Source organism: Deltaproteobacteria bacterium RBG_16_64_85 (assembly GCA_001798885.1).
In the GTDB taxonomy this organism is placed as follows: domain Bacteria; phylum Desulfobacterota; class Deferrimicrobia; order Deferrimicrobiales; family Deferrimicrobiaceae; genus FEB-35.
On record MGQW01000038.1, the window covers coordinates 1 to 17033 of the forward strand.

Annotated in this window: 16 protein-coding genes and 2 pseudogenes; 14 read left to right on the forward strand and 4 right to left on the reverse strand. The window is 61.5% G+C overall.

Translation table 11 applies throughout. The annotated features are described in order from the left end of the window. The 3 genes and pseudogenes from A2Z13_01355 to A2Z13_01365 form a co-directional block, all read right to left on the reverse strand. Nucleotides 1–270: pseudogene (locus tag A2Z13_01355) on the reverse strand (hypothetical protein). A gap of 376 nt (nucleotides 271–646) precedes the next feature. Beyond that, nucleotides 647–1252, reverse strand: coding sequence for a hypothetical protein (locus A2Z13_01360; protein ID OGP79370.1), 606 nt, complete (start codon nucleotides 1250–1252; stop codon nucleotides 647–649). A gap of 68 nt (nucleotides 1253–1320) precedes the next feature. After that, a complete protein-coding gene (locus A2Z13_01365) occupies nucleotides 1321–1794 on the reverse strand; it encodes a hypothetical protein (GenBank protein ID OGP79371.1) in 474 nt (157 codons plus the stop codon). A 346-nt stretch (nucleotides 1795–2140) separates the two neighbouring features. On the opposite strand from A2Z13_01365, the gene A2Z13_01370 reads away from it, so the two are divergent. From A2Z13_01370 to A2Z13_01415, 10 genes are all read left to right on the forward strand, one after another. Then, nucleotides 2141–2665, forward strand: a complete 525-nt coding sequence (locus A2Z13_01370) for a hypothetical protein (protein ID OGP79372.1) — start codon at nucleotides 2141–2143, stop codon at nucleotides 2663–2665. A 16-nt stretch (nucleotides 2666–2681) separates the two neighbouring features. Next, nucleotides 2682–3833, forward strand: a complete 1152-nt coding sequence (locus A2Z13_01375; GenBank protein OGP79373.1) for a hypothetical protein — start codon at nucleotides 2682–2684, stop codon at nucleotides 3831–3833. A 49-nt stretch (nucleotides 3834–3882) separates the two neighbouring features. After that, complete coding sequence (locus A2Z13_01380) at nucleotides 3883–4554, forward strand: ABC transporter ATP-binding protein (protein OGP79385.1); 672 nt, start codon at nucleotides 3883–3885, stop codon at nucleotides 4552–4554. Nucleotides 4555–4604: 50 nt separating this feature from the next. Continuing rightward, entirely contained in the window at nucleotides 4605–4868 is a 264-nt protein-coding gene (locus tag A2Z13_01385) for a hypothetical protein (protein OGP79374.1), read from the forward strand. 91 nt (nucleotides 4869–4959) lie between these two features. Beyond that, the gene (locus A2Z13_01390; GenBank protein ID OGP79375.1) at nucleotides 4960–5187 is read left to right on the forward strand and encodes a hypothetical protein; all 228 of its coding nucleotides are present in this window, start codon (nucleotides 4960–4962) and stop codon (nucleotides 5185–5187) included. A 117-nt stretch (nucleotides 5188–5304) separates the two neighbouring features. Next, nucleotides 5305–6612, forward strand: coding sequence for a hypothetical protein (locus A2Z13_01395; protein OGP79376.1), 1308 nt, complete (start codon nucleotides 5305–5307; stop codon nucleotides 6610–6612). A 45-nt stretch (nucleotides 6613–6657) separates the two neighbouring features. Continuing rightward, the gene (locus A2Z13_01400; protein ID OGP79377.1) at nucleotides 6658–8307 is read left to right on the forward strand and encodes a hypothetical protein; all 1650 of its coding nucleotides are present in this window, start codon (nucleotides 6658–6660) and stop codon (nucleotides 8305–8307) included. After that, nucleotides 8307–11621, forward strand: a complete 3315-nt coding sequence (locus tag A2Z13_01405) for a cation transporter (GenBank protein ID OGP79378.1) — start codon at nucleotides 8307–8309, stop codon at nucleotides 11619–11621. Before A2Z13_01400 ends, A2Z13_01405 begins: the two co-directional genes overlap by 1 nt. A 13-nt stretch (nucleotides 11622–11634) precedes the next feature. Further along, nucleotides 11635–12252 carry a hypothetical protein gene (locus A2Z13_01410; GenBank protein OGP79379.1) on the forward strand — a complete coding sequence of 206 codons (618 nt, stop codon included), beginning with the start codon at nucleotides 11635–11637 and terminating at the stop codon, nucleotides 12250–12252. A gap of 119 nt (nucleotides 12253–12371) precedes the next feature. Then, on the forward strand, nucleotides 12372–13364 hold the full coding sequence (locus A2Z13_01415) for a phosphohydrolase (protein OGP79380.1): 993 nt from the start codon (nucleotides 12372–12374) through the stop codon (nucleotides 13362–13364). Between the two features lie 17 nt (nucleotides 13365–13381). On the opposite strand, the gene A2Z13_01420 is transcribed toward A2Z13_01415, so the two are convergent. Next, nucleotides 13382–13630 (reverse strand): hypothetical protein, encoded by a 249-nt coding sequence (locus tag A2Z13_01420; protein OGP79381.1) that lies wholly within the window; start codon nucleotides 13628–13630, stop codon nucleotides 13382–13384. Nucleotides 13631–14100: 470 nt separating this feature from the next. Here A2Z13_01420 and A2Z13_01425 point away from each other — a divergent pair, with 470 nt between their 5' ends. The 4 genes and pseudogenes from A2Z13_01425 (at nucleotide 14101) to A2Z13_01440 (ending at nucleotide 17033) form a co-directional block, all read left to right on the forward strand. After that, complete coding sequence (locus A2Z13_01425; GenBank protein OGP79382.1) at nucleotides 14101–14625, forward strand: hypothetical protein; 525 nt, start codon at nucleotides 14101–14103, stop codon at nucleotides 14623–14625. A gap of 158 nt (nucleotides 14626–14783) precedes the next feature. Then, the gene (locus tag A2Z13_01430; GenBank protein OGP79383.1) at nucleotides 14784–15038 is read left to right on the forward strand and encodes a hypothetical protein; all 255 of its coding nucleotides are present in this window, start codon (nucleotides 14784–14786) and stop codon (nucleotides 15036–15038) included. Between the two features lie 147 nt (nucleotides 15039–15185). Beyond that, nucleotides 15186–16412 carry a hypothetical protein gene (locus tag A2Z13_01435; protein OGP79384.1) on the forward strand — a complete coding sequence of 409 codons (1227 nt, stop codon included), beginning with the start codon at nucleotides 15186–15188 and terminating at the stop codon, nucleotides 16410–16412. Between the two features lie 7 nt (nucleotides 16413–16419). After that, nucleotides 16420–17033, forward strand: a pseudogene (locus A2Z13_01440) (hypothetical protein).

A 17033-nucleotide genomic window follows, 5' to 3' on the forward strand; every position in this document is an offset into this window, starting at 1 on the left:
AAGCGCGGTTTGAATCGTAGGGTACCCGGTGATCATGATGGTTTCCGACTTCGCTCCCATGTCCTGGATGCGCCGCAGCAGTTCCAGGCCATCCATGCCGGGCATCATCAAGTCGGTGATCACGAGCCCGTAGGAAGATTCCGAAAGCAGCTTCAGGGCTTCGTCCGCACTCTGCGCGGTATCGATCGCATAGTGGTCCGGCCGCAATGCCTTGCACACCGCCCCGAGGACCACTTCGTCATCATCGACCACCAGAATATGCTTATCCATGCAGAGGGCTCTCCTTCACTCTCTGGTCGCTGTTCCTGGCGAACGGGAGCCGTACCCGGAACGTCGTTCCGGAGCCCGGTTCGCCGTGAAAGTCAATCGTCCCGCCGTGCCGATGAACAATGCCGAAGCAGACGGCCAATCCCAGTCGACAGTGGCCGTCCTGGGCTCGAGGGGCATCCCACAGATAGGGCAGTTTCCCGGGGAGTCCTGGCGGATCTCTGGATGCATCGGACAGGTGTACAGCTGCCCCATCCCTCCCCCTTGTGCCATAGTCCTAAGATGCAGGGTGTCCCCAAGATCATGGAACCGCTTCCCGTCTTGTCCGGCAACTTTCATCTTTTCCCTCTGCCTTCAGGACTGATGGCCTGGAGGCGTATCACTCCGGGTGGATCTCCGTGAACGACCTTTCGTACCTCCTGAGGCCGCCCGTGAACAGGAGCGACCGTTTCTTGCCTTGCCACCGATAAACCGGCTCGAAGGCAAGGACATACGTCCTTTCCTCCTTCAAGGTGATGGCAAACTCACTGATGTAACTCTCTCCCGGAAGTCCGGAGGACACCCTGTGAGAACCGGGTGCAAGCCGCACCTTTTTACGGAGGAGGTATTTTATACCAGTGCCCCCTTCCGGATTTTTCTCGCCGCTTGGGGTGTAGCGGGGTGCCGTTTCCTCCCGCCCGTCGATCTTCCAGATAACAGCCTGCCCGTCGATGTTTAAAAGAAACGGGTAATCCGGCTTGCCGTGCAGGGAGTCTCTAGGTTCGAACAGGTAGTAGCCCTCGGCGTGGGTCTTGATAGACGCCTCGATTACAAGATCCGCATACGCCTTGGGAACAACTCCCTTCTCGTTAACTTCGATAAAGACATCCTTCCTGTTCGACTCCGATCTGTCCTTGATCAGTTCTGCCCTTGAGGCGTTCGAGGCGCAGCCAGCCAAGGCAAGGCCGACCACGGCCAAAAGCCGATATCGGATCATCCTTTTCATGACACAGGCTCCTCTCGCCCAGGATCCTCTTTCCTGCGGCCCTGCGACTAAAGACCAAGTGGACATCTTTATTTGACTGCATGGGCAAACGTCGTTGTCCCCTTGGTGCCCCCTGCTTCGATGTCGACTGTGAACCGATATTCGCCGGGCTTATTCAAGGCGATGTCGGCACCGAAGTGCCCGTCCTTGCGGGTCAGATTCTTCGTAACCTTCTTTTTGTCCGGCCCGGTAACCGTCACGGTTCCACTTCCATCCTGGAGAAGGATCGGCGTCTTGGGCCGGGGTTGGGCCACGTAGAAGACGAAGTGGTAGGCCCCGGAAGCGACACCTGGGATCTTCCCGGCTGCCCTGGCCTCTTCCACCTGGGCCTTGGGGTCCACCAATCTCGCCTCGGAATGCCGCGGTCGCGTTCTTCCGTCGAAAATCTTTTCTCCCATCCAGGCGGCGAACCTGTTTGTCTTCGCTTCCGTCGTCGATACGCCGACAGTCACCACAATAATTAGCCCAAGCAGCGCATTCCCTGTCCATATCGCTTTCTTCATGGCAATGCCCTACTCTTCCTTCGGAGTAATTCCTTTTCACATCCCGAAAAAGCTGACCCCCAACATCGGAAAGAGCAACGGTCATGCCACGGTTGGCGAAAAAAAGAAAATCGTTGAATATCCGAAAGTTACGGCCCTCTCACCAACAGGAGACCACAGGAGGCGAGCGGGAGTTGAAGAATTCTCTGTAACCGGGAGAGACTATTCTCTGATGAGAAGATTCCTGAAACCTGCCGGGATCCGGTTCTTATCGGTAACCTTTGAATTGATAGATGCATTTCGTTTTTCGTATCACTTGGCACGGATGGTGCTGCATATGTGCCAACTTCATGATCCGGGAGGACCCATGGAAATGGAAAAAATCAGGAGACAGGAGAGGAGAATCCGGGTGGGGATTGTCGTGGCGATTCTTCTCTTCGCCGGGGTTGCCGCCATCGCACAAGTGGGATGGCTCGACGGCATCTTAAAGAAATCCCCCGTGGAGATCGCAAAGTCGGCCGGCGTCGTCGAGACCGCGGATGCGGTGAAGATCCCCCTCAAGGCGCTCGATTCGGGGAAGGCGCTCTTTCTCCAGCAAGAGGTCGATGGACGGCAGCTTTATTATTTCGCACTGAAAAGTTCCGACGACGCGTATCGCGCCGTCTTCGACGCGTGCAACGGCTGCTTCCAGTCAAATCTTGGGTATCGCCAGGAGGGAGACCGGATCGTGTGCAACAAATGCGAGGTGGCGTTCCACCCGGAGCGGATCGAGGAAATCAAGGGAGGGTGCAACCCCCATCCACTGGCGCGCAAGGTGGAAGGCCAGTACCTGGTGATCCAGAAGGGCGACATCGCAGCCGGGAAGAATTACTTTCCCGGCAATCGATCATAGGGGTGGGGGCTGCGCGATGAACATCCGGAAGCTGGCATGGAAGAACCTATTTCGCCGCAAGTCGCGGGCGGTGTTCACGGGGCTGGGGATCTTCCTCGGGATCGGGACGTTCGTCGCCCTCGCCTCGCTCACCGCGCAGATGGAGCAGGCGGTGCAGGACAAGCTGGACCGGTTCGGCGCCAACATCCTGATTACCCCCCGCACGGAACAACTCACGCTTGGCTTTGGGGACATTTCCCTTGGCGGCACGCAGGTGGCGCATTCCCGCCTGACGGCGGCGGATGAGAAGGCGATCCGTGGGATCGAAATGAAAGAGCGCCTCCGCTCGGTCGTCCCGTTCTTCCTTGCGGCGGCGGACGCCTCGGGGAAGAACATCGTGTGGATGGGCATTCCGGCGATGGAGATCGCGGCGGCGCGGCCGTGGTGGAAGATTTCCGGGAGTCCGATCCGGGAGAAGGGGGAGATCCTCCTCGGCTCCGAGGCCGCGGCTGCCCTGGACAAAGGGCCCGGCGGAACCGTCGTCTCCGGCGGCAGGACGTTCCGCGTGACCGGCGTCCTTCATCCCACCGGCGAAAAGGAAGACGGGATGGTGATCGCGGCACTGGGCGACGTCCAGTCCCTGGGCAGGAATCCCGGGGGAGTGACCTTTTTCGAAGTAGCGGCGCTCTGTAAGGACTGCCCGGTGGAGGACATCGTGGCGCAGATAGGGGGAGCGCTTCCCGGCGCAAGGGTTTCGGCGATCCGGCAGGTGGTGGAGAGCCGCAAGGCCGCGGTGGACCAGTTCCGCCGCCTCGGGATCGGCGTGTCCTCCATCGTCCTGGCGATCGGCGGATTGATGGTGTTCGTCACCGTGATGGGCAGCGTACAGGAGCGGACGAAGGAGATCGGGGTCCTGCGGGCGGTGGGGTTCCGGAGAAAGGCGATCCTCTCCCTCCTGTTCTGGGAAACGGGGTGGATTTCCCTCCTTTCCTCGGCATCCGGAGCGCTTGCGGGTCTTGCCGCCGCCCTGCTCGTCGCTCCCCATTTCGGCGTCGAGCAGGCCGGGGTCGCTTCGTCGCCGGCGCTTCTGGGGGTGGCCCTCGGAATGGGATTGGGGCTCTTCGGCACGATTCCGCCGGCGCGGCGGGCCGCGGCGCTCTCGCCGACGGAAGCCATACGCAGTTTGTAATCACGAGGGAGAATCCATGGCAGCTTTCATCCGGCTGGAAAATGTTTCGATGCTTTACGGCAACAACGGCACGAGAGCGGTCGCGCTTCGCGATGTCTCCCTCTCCATCGAGGCGGGCGAGTACGTGGTGATCACGGGAGAGTCGGGGGCCGGAAAGAGCACCCTGCTTACGATCCTGGGAGGTCTCCAGGTCCCGTCCTCCGGCGCCGTCCTCATGAAGGGCGTGGATCTGTCCTCCCTCTCCGCGGACCGGCTGGCCGATTTCCGAAGGGAGACGATCGGGTTCATCTTCCAGGCGTACCATCTCCTGCCTTACCTGACAGCCAGGGAAAACGTCATGGTGCCGATGTCCCCACTGCGGACGAGCGCCCGGGAGAAGGCGGGGCGCGCGAATGAGCTGCTCACCTCGGTGGGGCTTTCGGGGAAGGAGGAGAGGCTTCCTTCGGAACTCTCCGGCGGCGAATGCCAGCGGGTGGCGATCGCCCGCGCGCTGGTGCACGATCCCCCGGTCCTGCTCGCCGACGAGCCGACGGGGAACCTCGACTCCTCCACCGGGGAGCAGATCCTGGACCTGTTTTCCGGTTTGCACAAAAGGGGGAAGACGGTGCTCATGGTCACGCACAACCGGGCGAACCTCTTCCGGGCCACGAGGGCGATCCGCCTTCAGGACGGCCTGGTTGCGAAAGACGATCCCCTCATGGCCCCGTACCAGGCGTTGTGAGGGCAGGTACAGAAGGAATCGCGTCGACGAGAGGGAAGGGGAAGGAACCGATGGAGAGAGAAGAACAGTTCCGACGGACAACGGGGGGATTCTTCGACGAACGCGTCCCCCGGGCGGAGGAAGAGTTGAAGGATATTTCCGGTCGACCGGCGCCCACTTGGAGGGCATGGGTGATCTCCATCATCGCGGCGATCGTCCTTTCCGTGACGGCGACGCTGCTGCTCGGCGGCTCTTTTCGGTTTCCGGGAGCGGCGGCGGTGTCGGGAGGATGCGGGCAGGGGAGCGACTGCTGTCCGATCCCGGGAAACAGGTAAGGCATTCGGCTCATCCGGGTTTGACCCGGGATTTCCGGCGGTTTCTCGAAGGAGGAAGATGATGCTACGGAAGAATGGCGGTCAGGCGGTAATGCTCGTCCTGATGGGGGCGATGGTTGTGGGCGGGATCGTGGTATGGCTGGCGACGGGAAATTTTCACATGATGGGGATGCACGGGGGGAAGCACGGGAAAACCGAGACGGTTTCCACCAACCACCACGATTCGAAGCAAGATCCGGCCGATGGACAGGCCGAAGGCGACAAGGAGAACGGGGCGGAGCAGGGGACGGAAGGGCGCGCCGGGATGGATGCGCCATGATATAGAATATTGCAGTATAATAAAAACCGTTAATGATTTTATTGGTTTCGGCGTTTTTTTTTTATTTTCAGGAGAAGACAGTGGCGGCTTGCCGGGTCGGGAAAGGACGACGGTAGAATGGATCTCGGAAAGAACCTGAGGAGAATCGACGCCTCCCATATCTGCAAGCGGATTTTACCGCTGTTCTTGAGCCTCCTCGTTCCATGGGGGCACGCCGGCGCGGAGGAAGCGCCTCGTCCCGTTTCCTTCTATATCGAGGCGGCCCTGTCGAAGAATCCTTCCCTCGCCGCGATGCAGGAGCGGATCCGGATGAAGGAGAACGCCGCGATCCGCGCCGGCGCCCTGGACGACCCGAAGGGGTGGGTCGGGATCACCAACGTGCCGGTGAAGAGCTGGTCCTTCCGGGAGGAGGACATGACGGGGAAGGAGATCGGCTTGTCGCAGATGTTTCCCTACCCCGGCAAATTGAAGCTCCGGACGGAGGTGGCGACGCGGGAGAAGGAGCAGACCGAGTTCGACCTGCAGGAGATGCGGAACATGCTGCGGGCCGAGATCGAGATGGCCTATGCCGATCTCTCTTCCGTTCGCAGGCAGGCGGAGGTGGTCCGCCGGACCCGGGAGATCCTTCGGGAGATCGTGGCGGTTTCCCAGGAGATGTACGCCGTGGGACGGGTGACCCAGGCGGACGTCCACCGGGGGCAGGTGGAGTACGAGAAGATGCGGGAGATGCTCCTTGTCCTGGAGAACAAGGAGAAGGTCCTTTCCATTCGCCTCAACACGCTTGCCGCCCTGCCTCCCGATATGCCGGTCCCCGAAATCGAGCATCTCCGCGAGTTCACTTTGCCGTACGGCACGGGAGATCTGATGGCGATGTACAGGGAGGAGCGGCCGTCGAGGAAATCGATCCAGGCGCGCGTTCTCCGGGGGGAGGCCTCCATCGGAGTGGCGAAGAAGGAATATTACCCGGACTTCGAGGTGTCCGCCTCCTACATGCAGCGAGACGCGACGCCGGACGGGACCGGGCGCCCCGACATGTTCTCCTCGATGGTGCTCATGAACCTTCCGATATGGAGGAAGGAGAAGCTCGATCCCCTCGTCCAGGAGATGACGGCGGAACGGGAGATGGCCCGGCGCGAGCTGGCCAACCTGGACCTCGAGGCGGCCAACGCGATCGGGAAATCGCTGGCAACGATCGAAAGCCGCTCCTCCGTGGCCGCGCTCTTCCGGACGACGATCATTCCTCACGCCGAAACGAACTTTGAGACGGCCCTGGCAGCCTATCGCGTCGGAAAGGTCGACTTTCCGACGCTGCTGGATACGATCAAGAACATCCTCTCCTTCCGGAAGGATTACCACGAGACGGTGGGAGACCTGACCGTGGAAAAGGCGAGGCTGGGAGCGGTTGTGGGGAAAGACCTGAACTGATAGAGGAACGCTGGATTCGAAATCGAAGCGACACGGAGACGGAAGATGAGCGAAGAAAGGAAGGAAGGGGCCACCCCCGAAATCGAGGGGGTGGTTGCGCCCGAGGGGGAGGCTCCGGGACAGCCCCCGGAGGGAAACATCCCTCCGCCTGAATCGTCGAAGAAAAAGAAGTTGCGCATCATCGTCATCGCGGCTTCGGTGCTGGTCCTCCTCGGCGCGGGGGCGCTGGCCTTCTTCAAGGTTCCCGCGTTTCACTCCCTGCTGCACCCTCACCCGGCGGACAACGCCGCAAAGGTCGCCCAGGGGAAGGCGAAGTACACCTGCGGCATGCACCCCTTCATCATCTCCGACAAGCCCGGGAAATGCCCCATCTGCGGGATGACACTCACCAAGATCGAAGATGCCGCCCCGGAAGCCGCGGCCGCTGGCGCCGCCCAGGGCGGGGGCGCGGGGAAGGGCGAGCGGAAGCTTCTTTTCTACCGCCATCCCATGAAGCCGGGCGTCACCTCGCCCGTCCCGGCCAAGGACGAGATGGGCATGGATTACGTCCCGGTCTACGAGGACGAAGTCGGAGGTGGAGGGAGCGCCGTGGCGGGGTACTCCACAATCAAGGTGGGTGTTGAGAGCCTCCGCCTGGCCGGAGTCCAAACCGCCCCGGCGGTGCGCGAGAAGATCAGCCGCTCGGTACGGGCGGTGGGAAACGTCGTTCCCGACGAGACGCGCGTACGGCGCGTGCAGACCAAGATCGAGGGTTGGATCGAAAAACTCCACGTTAATTTTACCGGACAGGTGGTGGCGAAGGGCCAGCCGCTCCTGGACCTCTACTCGCCCGAGCTGGTGGCCAGCCAGCGGGAGTACCTGCTTGCCATCGAGATGCACAACCGGATGAAGGAGAATCCCTACCCCGAGGAGAGGGAGATGGCGGCGGAGCTCGTCCAGTCGTCCCGGCGGCGGCTCGAGCTTTTTGACGTGCCGCAGAGCTTTATCGCCGAGCTCGAGAGGACGAAGAACCCCCGGCGTACCGTGACGCTCGATGCCCCGGTGTCGGGCTACGTCACGGTGAAGGAAGTCTTCGAGGGAACGAGGGTCATGCCCGGCATGGAGCTCTTCACCGTGACCGACCTTTCGCGGATCTGGATCGAAGCGGACCTCTACGAGTACGAGGCAAGGGCAGTGCGCCTGGGTCAGGAAGCGAACCTTGCTCCCGCCTACGACCCCGGTCTTCGGCTGAAGGGAAGGGTCGCCTACGTCTATCCCACCCTGTCGCCCGAGAGCCGCACGCTCAAGGTGCGTTTCGAGTTTCCGAATCCCGGGCTCCGCTTGAAGCCCCAGATGTACGCCGACGTTTTCCTGGAGTTGGACTCCGCGACCGGCGTGGTGATCCCCGATTCGGCCCTGATCGAGACGGGCGTCCGGCAGATGGTCTTCGTGGACCTCGGGGGGGGGAGCCTCGAGCCCCGGGAAGTGAAGGTGGGCGTCCGAGGCGAGGGGAAGGCGCAGATCCTCTCCGGCGTCAAGGAGGGCGAACGGGTCGCGGTGCGGGCGAACTTCCTCCTCGACTCCGAATCGAGGCTTAAGGCTGCCCTCACCGGAATGAAGGGAGGCGGAACGCCTCCGCCGCCGTCGCAGGACCAGCCCCCGTCCCAGGGAAAGCCCTCGTCGCAGGGCCATGTCGGCCACGGAGGCGGGCAGTGATGCCGCACGGCGCCGGGACACCCGGCGAACAAGCAAAGGAAACCTTCATCCAGCGGGTCATAGGTTTTTGCGCGGTCAACCGCTACCTGACCCTGCTGGCCGTGGTGGCGGCCTGCGTCCTGGCTGTGTACACGCTCAAGGAGATCCGCCTCGACGCCCTCCCCGATCTCTCGGACACCCAGGTGATCGTGTATTCGAGGTGGGACCGGTCTCCCGACATCATCGAGGACCAGGTCACCTACCCGATCGTGACGGCGCTCCTGGGCGCTCCGAACGTCAAGGCCATCCGGGGGTTCTCGGACTTCGGCTTCTCCTACGTCTACGTGATCTTCCAGGACGGGACGGATATCTACTGGGCACGCTCCCGGGTGCTGGAGTATCTGTCCAAGATCCAGTCCCGCCTTCCAAAAGGGGTTCAGACCGAGCTCGGGCCCGACGCCACGGGCGTCGGGTGGGTCTTCCAGTACGCCCTGGTGGACCGGTCGGGCACCCATTCCCTGGATCAGCTCCGCTCGTACCAGGACTGGACGCTGCGCTACGCCATCCAGTCCGTCCCCGGCGTGGCCGAGGTGGCTTCCATCGGGGGATTCCAGAAACAATACCAGGTCACGGTGGACCCGAACCGGCTGGCGGCCTACGGGATCCCGCTCAACATGGTCTCCGAGGCCATACGCATGTCCAACAACGAGGTCGGCGGCCGGCTCATCGAGTTCGCCGGCGCGGAGTTCATGGTCCGGGGACGGGGCTACACGAAAAGGCCGGAAGACCTCGAGAAGGTCGTGGTGAAAACCGGTTCCGGCGGCGTTCCCGTACTCCTCAAGGACATCGCCCGGGTGTCCCTGGGGCCGGAGATCCGCCGCGGCATCTCCGATCTGGACGGCATCGGGGATCATGTGGGCGGGATCGTGGTGATGCGCCACGGGGAGAACGCCCTGAACGTGATCGACCGGGTCAAGGAGAAGCTTTCGGAGCTTGGCCCCTCGCTTCCCAAGGGGGTGGAGTTCGTCACGACCTACGACCGCTCGGACCTCATCCACCGGGCGATCGGGACGCTCAAGCACGAGCTCGTGTTGCAAATGATCATCGTGTCCCTGGTGATCCTGGTTTTCTTGTGGCACGTTCCGTCGGCGCTCGTGGCGATCATCACGATCCCCGTGTCCGTGCTTCTCTCGTTCATCCCGCTGTACTACATGGGGGTCACGGTCAACATCATGAGCCTGGCCGGCATCGCCATCTCGATCGGCGTGATCGTGGACGGGGCGATCATCGAGGTGGAGAACGCCTACAACAAGATCTACCAATGGCAGGCCGAAGGCCGGCAAGGGGACTTCCACCAGGTGCGGCTGGAGGCATTGAAGGAGGTGGGACCTTCCGTCTTCTTCTCGCTCCTTGTCATCGCCGTGGCCTTTCTCCCGGTCTTTGCGCTGGTGGACCAGGAAGGAAGGCTGTTCAAGCCCCTGGCCTACTCCAAGAACCTGGCCATGGCGCTGGCCGCGGTTCTGGCGGTCACCCTGAACCCGGCTACGCGCATGATGTTCGCGCGGATCGAACCGTTCACCTTCCGGCCGAAGTTCCTCGCGAAGCTTGCCACGCGCGCTGCGGTGGGCACGTACTATGCCGAGGAGAAGCACCCAATTTCCCTCGCGATCCTGAAGGTGTACGAGCCGGCCTGCCGGTTCGTGCTGCGCCGCCCGAAGACCGTCATCGCGGTCTCCGTGGCCCTGTTCGCCTTGAGCATCCCCATCTATTTGAAGCTCGGAGGCGAGTTCATGCCGCCCTTGAACGAGGGCACCATGCTCTATATGCCCACGACCCTCCCAGGGCTCTCGGTGGCCCAGGCCCAGGATCTCCTGGAGCGGCAGGACAGGGTCTTGAAGAGTTTTCCCGAGGTCGATCGAGTTTTCGGCAAGGCGGGACGCGCCGACACCTCCACCGATCCAGCGCCCTTCTCCATGATGGAGACCACGGTGGTCTTGAAGCCGGAGAGCCAATGGAGCCCGAAGGAGCGCTGGTTCTCCTCCTGGGCTCCCGGCTGGCTCAAGCCCCTCTTCCGGCCCATCTGGCCCGATCACATCTCCTGGGACGAGCTCGTGGACAGGATGGACGGCGCCGTGCGGTTCCCCGGGGTCACGAACGCGTGGACCATGCCCATCAAGGCCCGGATCGACATGCTCACGACCGGAGTTCGCACGCCCATCGGGATCAAGATCTACGGGAGCGACCTCGGGGAAATCCAGCGGATCGGGGAGCACCTGGAACACGTCCTCAAGCCCATCCGGGGGACACGCAGTGTATTCGCTGAGCGCGTCACGGGAGGCTACTTCGTGGACTTCGAGCCTAAGCGCGACCAGCTGGCCCGCTATGGGCTCACGATCGAGCGGGTCCAGGACGTGATCATGAGCGCCATCGGGGGCGAGAACATCACCACCACCGTCGAGGGCCGGGAGCGTTACCCCGTGAACCTGCGCTACCCCCGGGAGCTCCGGGAGGACGTCGACCGTCTGGGGCGGGTCCTGGTTTCCGTGCCCACCCCGATGGGGGCCCAGGTTCCCCTCGCCCAGCTCGCGGACATCAAGCTCGTCCAGGGTCCCGCCATGATCCGGGACGAGAACGGGTTCCTGGCCGGGTACGTGTACGTGGATATCGCCGGCCGGGACGTGGGAGGCTACGTGGAGGAGGCCAAGGCGGCCGTGGAGCAGAAGGTCCCGCTCAAGACCGGCTACGTGCTCCAGTGGAGCGGTCAGTACGAGAACATGCTCCGGGTGCGCGAACGGCTGAAATTCGTCGTGCCGGTGACATTGGCCCTGATCTTCGTGCTCCTCTACATGAATACCCGGAGCGCCTTCAAGGCCTCGGTCGTCATGCTCGCCGTCCCCTTCTCGGCCATCGGCGCCATCTGGCTCTTCTACGTGCTGGACTACAACGTTTCCATCGCCGCCTGGGTGGGGATGATCGCCCTCCTGGGCCTGGACGCCGAGACCGGGGTCTTCATGCTCCTCTTTCTGGACCTTTCCCATGAAGATGCGAAAAGGAAGGGGCTCCTCCGGAACGTCGCGGAGCTGGACGAGTCCATCATCCACGGGGCCGTCAAGCGCGTCCGCCCGAAGTTCATGGTTGTCGCTGCGGCGTTCATGGGGCTGTTGCCCATCATGTGGTCCACCTCGGCGGGAGCGGACGTCATGAAACGTATCGCCGCCCCGATGCTGGGAGGCTTGGGCACATCGTTCCTCCTGGAGCTCCTGGTGTACCCGGCGATCTACAAGCTCTGGAAGGCGCGGGAGCTCAAGCTGAACGCGCTGCCTGCGAAGGCGTAAGGCGTATGACCGAATGAAACCGTCTTTTCCGCCGTCTCTTCTCAAGGGAGGGACGAAACGGACGGAAGGGGAGTTCAATACCGACAGGGAGGAGAAAAAGATGGACTTGAATCGTTTTGCGATGTGTGCGGTTCTTCTGGCGTTTCTGGCGTTTCCGCTGGCGGGGGTCGCTGCGGAGAAGGGTCACGGCGCGATGCCCGGGATGAAGACCGGGGAGACCGGTCACGGTGCGATGCCCGGGATGAAGATGGAAGAGCATGGGAAGATGGGCGACAAGGTCTTCGGCGGGCAGATCGGCCCGTGGCAGGGAGAGGCGCGACTGATGGACATGAAGGCCCACATGGAGAAGGCCAAGGCCTCCGGCATGAAGATGGAGGGGATGATGATGAAAAGCCACCACGTCGCCTTCGATCTGACCGACCCCAAGACGAAGAAGCCCGTCACGGAGGGGAAGGGCAGCGTGACGGTTATCGGGCCGGACCGGAAGGAGGAGAAGTCGGACTTCATGGTGATGGAGGGACATTTCGGGGCCGACGTCAATCTGCCCAAGCCGGGGAAGTACACATTCAAGACGGAAGTAGAGTCGGGTGGCAAGACAGGTTCCGCGACTTTCTCGTACACGGTAAATTGATACATTCATCTTTAGGGATGCGATAAGGGGCCGCCTCGAGCGGCCCCTTATCGTTGCCTCTCGGGGGGGAGATATCGCAACGGGGAAACAATGACAACGGAGGCGAGGTGGAGGCCCCCATGCCCGAGCCAGAGGAAAGAACGGTTGCCGCCCGCCTGGGGACTTCCCGGGGGAAGATCCTCCTGGTCGTTGTCGCTACGGCGGCTGTTTCCCTCCTTCACTTCCTGACACCCGCCGGCCCGCACGCGTGGCACTGGCTCCATCTTTTTTACCAGAAGCTCTACTATGTCCCCATCCTGATAGCGGCGGCCTTCCTGGGAATACGCGGGACGCTTGCGACCGCCTTGGCCGTCAGTTTTCTCTTCCTGGTCCACATCCTCAGGGATTGGAGCGGAGACCTCATGCGCCAAGCCGACCAGGTCGGGGAGATCGCAAGCTTCTGGGTGATCGCCGTCGCCTCGTCGTTCCTGTTCCACCGGGAACGGTTCGCGCTGGAGCAGGAGCGCGTGGCGCACGAGGAGACGCTCTCGGCGCTTGCCTCCTCACTCGACCTTCGCGAGCACGAGACCGCCCTTCATTCCCGCCGGGTCCGGGAATACACGATGCTGCTGACGCGCAGGATGAGATTGAAAGACGAGGCAGCTCTCTTGAACATCGCCATCGGCGCACTCCTCCACGACGTGGGAAAGATCGGGGTACCGGATCATGTGCTCCTAAAGCAAGGGGAACTGACCGAGGAGGAATGGAGAGAGATCCGGCGGCACCCCGAACTCGGCGCAACGCTCATCGACCGGATCCCGTTTCTTGCCGGCGCCCGCGAGATCGTCCTTGCCCATCACGAGAGATACGACGGAAGCGGGTATCCGAAAGGGCTTGTGGGAGCGGAGATCCCGCGCGGAGCGCGGATCTTTGCCGTGGCGGACGTCTTCGATGCCCTGACGACGGACCGGCCTTACAGGGCGGCATTATCCTACCAAGAAGCGGCGGAGTTCATCACGAAGGAGAGCGGGACCCATTTCGATCCCGCCGTTGTCGATGCGTTCCTTGCGGTTCCATTCCGCAATTGGGAGGAGACGGCTTCCCGGTATGGGGTGACCTTGAGAGAGGCCTGACCTCTCTGTCCAGCACGTTACGTTTGTCTCCGCTTCAATTCCTCCAGCTTTCCTTGGAGTTCCGTCTGAATGTCAATCATCGCGGTTTCGCCGTCTTTGAGAAATCGATGGCTCTTGACGGATTCGAGGGATAGAAAGGATTTGACCACGCCCTCGATCCGCATCGCCTCGTTTCGCATCGCCTCCAGATGCCGTCTGATGATTTCATCCTGTTCCTTCTTGATGTCGCGGGCGGCGAACCCGCCTACAACCTGGGCCGCATTCAACAGATAATGGGCAGGAACCACTTTTATTGGTCAAAGATTACGGGTTTTAAGCGGAGTGCAGATCTTACGCGTCCCTCCGTAAAGATTGCGCTGCCGCTTCACCTTCTAAAGGCCTGGCGATGACCCCTGACCAAGGTTTTGGCTTTATCTTCGATGGGTTGCCAAAGACACCTCATCGTGGCATCGCCCTTGCTTTTTCCTGAAGGATGAAAAGGAAATTCGACAGTTGATCGCTCCAAGCGTTCTCGCTCTGCCGAAAATCGCTTTCGGTGCGAAGAGCGCCTACCGTATCCGGCTGGCTGGGCGCGACGGAAAAGGAAGGAGGTGGAGCGAAGAGACCGAATGGAATCCGAGGGAAGTAACACGAGATTGACGCGGCAATCGAATGAGTCGTGCATCACTTGCTGTTGGCGTTTGGCTGTGAGACGGGGGATTGCCTCGATCCAAATACCAGAAGGAGGGACAAGACGATGAAGATGAAGTATTTTTGGGTATGTGCGACCATTCTGGCATTTCTTGCCTTTCCGCTGGCAGGCATCGCCGGGGAGAAGGGACCCGGCGCGATGCCCGGGATGAAGATGGAGGAGCATGGGAAGATGGGCGACAAGATTTTCGGCGGGAATCTCGGTCCGTGGCAGTGCGAGGCGCGCCTAGTGGACATGAAAACCCACATGGAGAAGGCGAAGGCTTCCGGGATGAAGATGGAAGGGATGATGAAGAGCCACCACATCGCCTTCGGGCTGACCGACCCCATGACGAAGAAGCCCATGACCGTGGGGAAGGGTTCGGTGACGGTCGTCGGACCGGACAAGAAGAAGGAGAAAACGGACTTCATGGCGATGGAGAGCCATTTCGGGGCCGACGTCAACCTGCCCAAGCCGGGCAAATACACGTTCAAAGGGAGGTTCGGGGGACAAGAATGGGTCTGCGACGTTTACGCACAACGTGGAATAGCGATCCGAGAGTTCCATGAAGAATATTCTCGGGCGAATTAAAGAATACTCTCGAAGCGAGGAAAGCTCAGACGCCGGGGATATCACCTAACCTGTGGAAAATCCTGGGATCAGCCGGTCGCAGGGATTGGCACGCCTCCTGCTGATTCCAGCTCCGAGGACACAACGTTTCCCAACACAAACCACAGGAAGTCGGGAAGATGAAAAAACGCACGGGGTTGGCGGCGGTCGTCGCGGCGGTTGTTATCCTTGCGATGAGCGGTTGGGTAGTTGCAGCGGAGCCGGAGAAGTCGGTTTTGCCGAAGGTCTGGGATAGGGGGTATCACAAGGCTTCGGAGACGGGGAATCTGAACCGGGATGCGAATTCGGTGAAGAAAGAATCCATCTCCGGGGACCAGACGCCGAAAGTCGAAATCGGCGGGAGAATCCACCGGGTCGGAATCGACACTCCGTAACGCGGAGCTCCGGGAAACCAGGAGAGGCCGCCAGCAAGGCGGTCCCTCCTGGTTTTTCACGTCCTCGCAAGGATGGTGGCCTCCCGGCGGTACTATGAGAGAAACCCATTGGAGGTGAGGATGAAACGCCCCTCTCTTACTGGTGTCTTGAGGGCGATCCTCTTTTTGTTTTTGTTGCTGTCCTCGGCCGCCATTCTTTACGCCACGGCGCTGAACTCCCGAACCGCGCAAACCCTTGCGGAAAGTTCCCTGGAGAGCACGGCTTTGGCCCTCTCCACCTCCGCGGAAGGTGCCCTGCGGGCGGGATGGAACCAGGCGGAAGGAGAGATCCGGAATGTCCTAAGCGATCGCGTCGTGGCCTATGCGATGATCGCGAGGAAGGACGGGACGATCCTTTTCCATACGAACCCGGGATTGGCAGGCACCAGGATTCACGAGGCGGAACTGGGGGAATGGCTGCGGTCGGGAAAGACCTACGGACGGAGGGTCACGCTCGGTACCGGCCTCCCTGCCTACGAATTCAACTACCTCCTCCACGGCCCGGACGGAAAGGTCGAGATCCTGCGTCTCGTCCTTCATGTTGCCCAGGCGGATCGCATTCTCTCCGATGCCCGCAAGATGTGGTGGACGGTGGGTGCCGTCCTTTTTCTTTTGTGGGGGGTCGGGATTGCATTGGAGCGGGTGTTGACACGCCACCTTCGGCTTCAGGCCGAGGCGGACCGGAGGGAACACCTGGTCCTGATCGGACAGATGACCTCTACGCTCGCCCACGAGATCCGGAACGCCTTGGGGAGCATCAAAGGGTACACCCAATGGGTGGACGAGAAGGTCGAGGAGGCGGACCCCCGGAAGAAGGCGCTTGCGATCGTTCTCCAGGGCACGGAGCGGATCGAGGCGCTCGTGAACGATCTCCTCGCGTTTTCCCGGGAAGAGAACTACTCTGTTGAACCCGTGGATATTGACGCCATCCTTCATGAGTCGGTCGTCATCGGGGCATCGGGGTGGACGGGTAAGGTCGAGTTCGATACCGCGGATGGTGCCTGCGTGACGGTCGATCCCGGGAAACTGCACCGCGTTCTCGCAAATGGCATCCGGAACGCGATCCAGGCGATGGGGGACCGGGGAAACTTGAGGATCTCCGCCCAACCCGAAGATCGCCAGGTCACGATCCGGATCGAAGACGAAGGTCCGGGAATCCCCGAGGCGGAGTTGCCCCGCCTGTTCACCCCGTTTTTCACCACCAAGGTGGATGGCACGGGATTAGGGCTGGCTTACTCGAAAAAGGTGATCGAGGGGATGAAAGGGGAAATCGAGCTTACCAATCGGGAAGGCGGCGGAGCCGTTCTTACGATCCGTCTGCCGAAAGCGGAGTGACCGCGAGATGTCAAAGGCGATCCTGATCGTCGACGACGACGAATTGATGCGTTCCTTTCTTGCTACCGTTCTCGGGGAAGAAGGGTACAGGGTGGAGGAGGCGAGGAACGGAAACGAGGGACTGACTCACCTCGGAAAAGCGGATTTCGATCTCGTCGTGACCGATCTGCGAATGCCCGACATATCGGGATTGGAACTGATGCGGGAAGGGAAGAAGGTCCGGCCGGAATCCCGTTGGATCGTCATCACGGCGTTCGGCTCGATCGGTAGTGCCGTAGATGCGATGAAGTCGGGGGCCTCCGATTACCTCACCAAGCCGTTCCGCGACCCTGATGAATTGCGCCATGTCATCGGGCGTGTCCTTCGGGAAGCCGAGGCGGAAACCAGGATCTCCCTCCTGTCGGAAGAGCTGCGCAGGCAGTTTCCCTCGGTGGAGACGATTTTCCTTGGCGAGGGAATGGAGCGCGTTCGGAAGTTGGTGAACGACGTGGCTCCCACCACGACCACGGTGCTCATCACGGGGCAGAGCGGGACGGGGAAGGAACTCATAGCCAGGGTGATCCATGATCTGAGCCCCCGGCGGGAAGGGCCCTTCGTCGCCGTCCACTGCGCCGCCCTGGC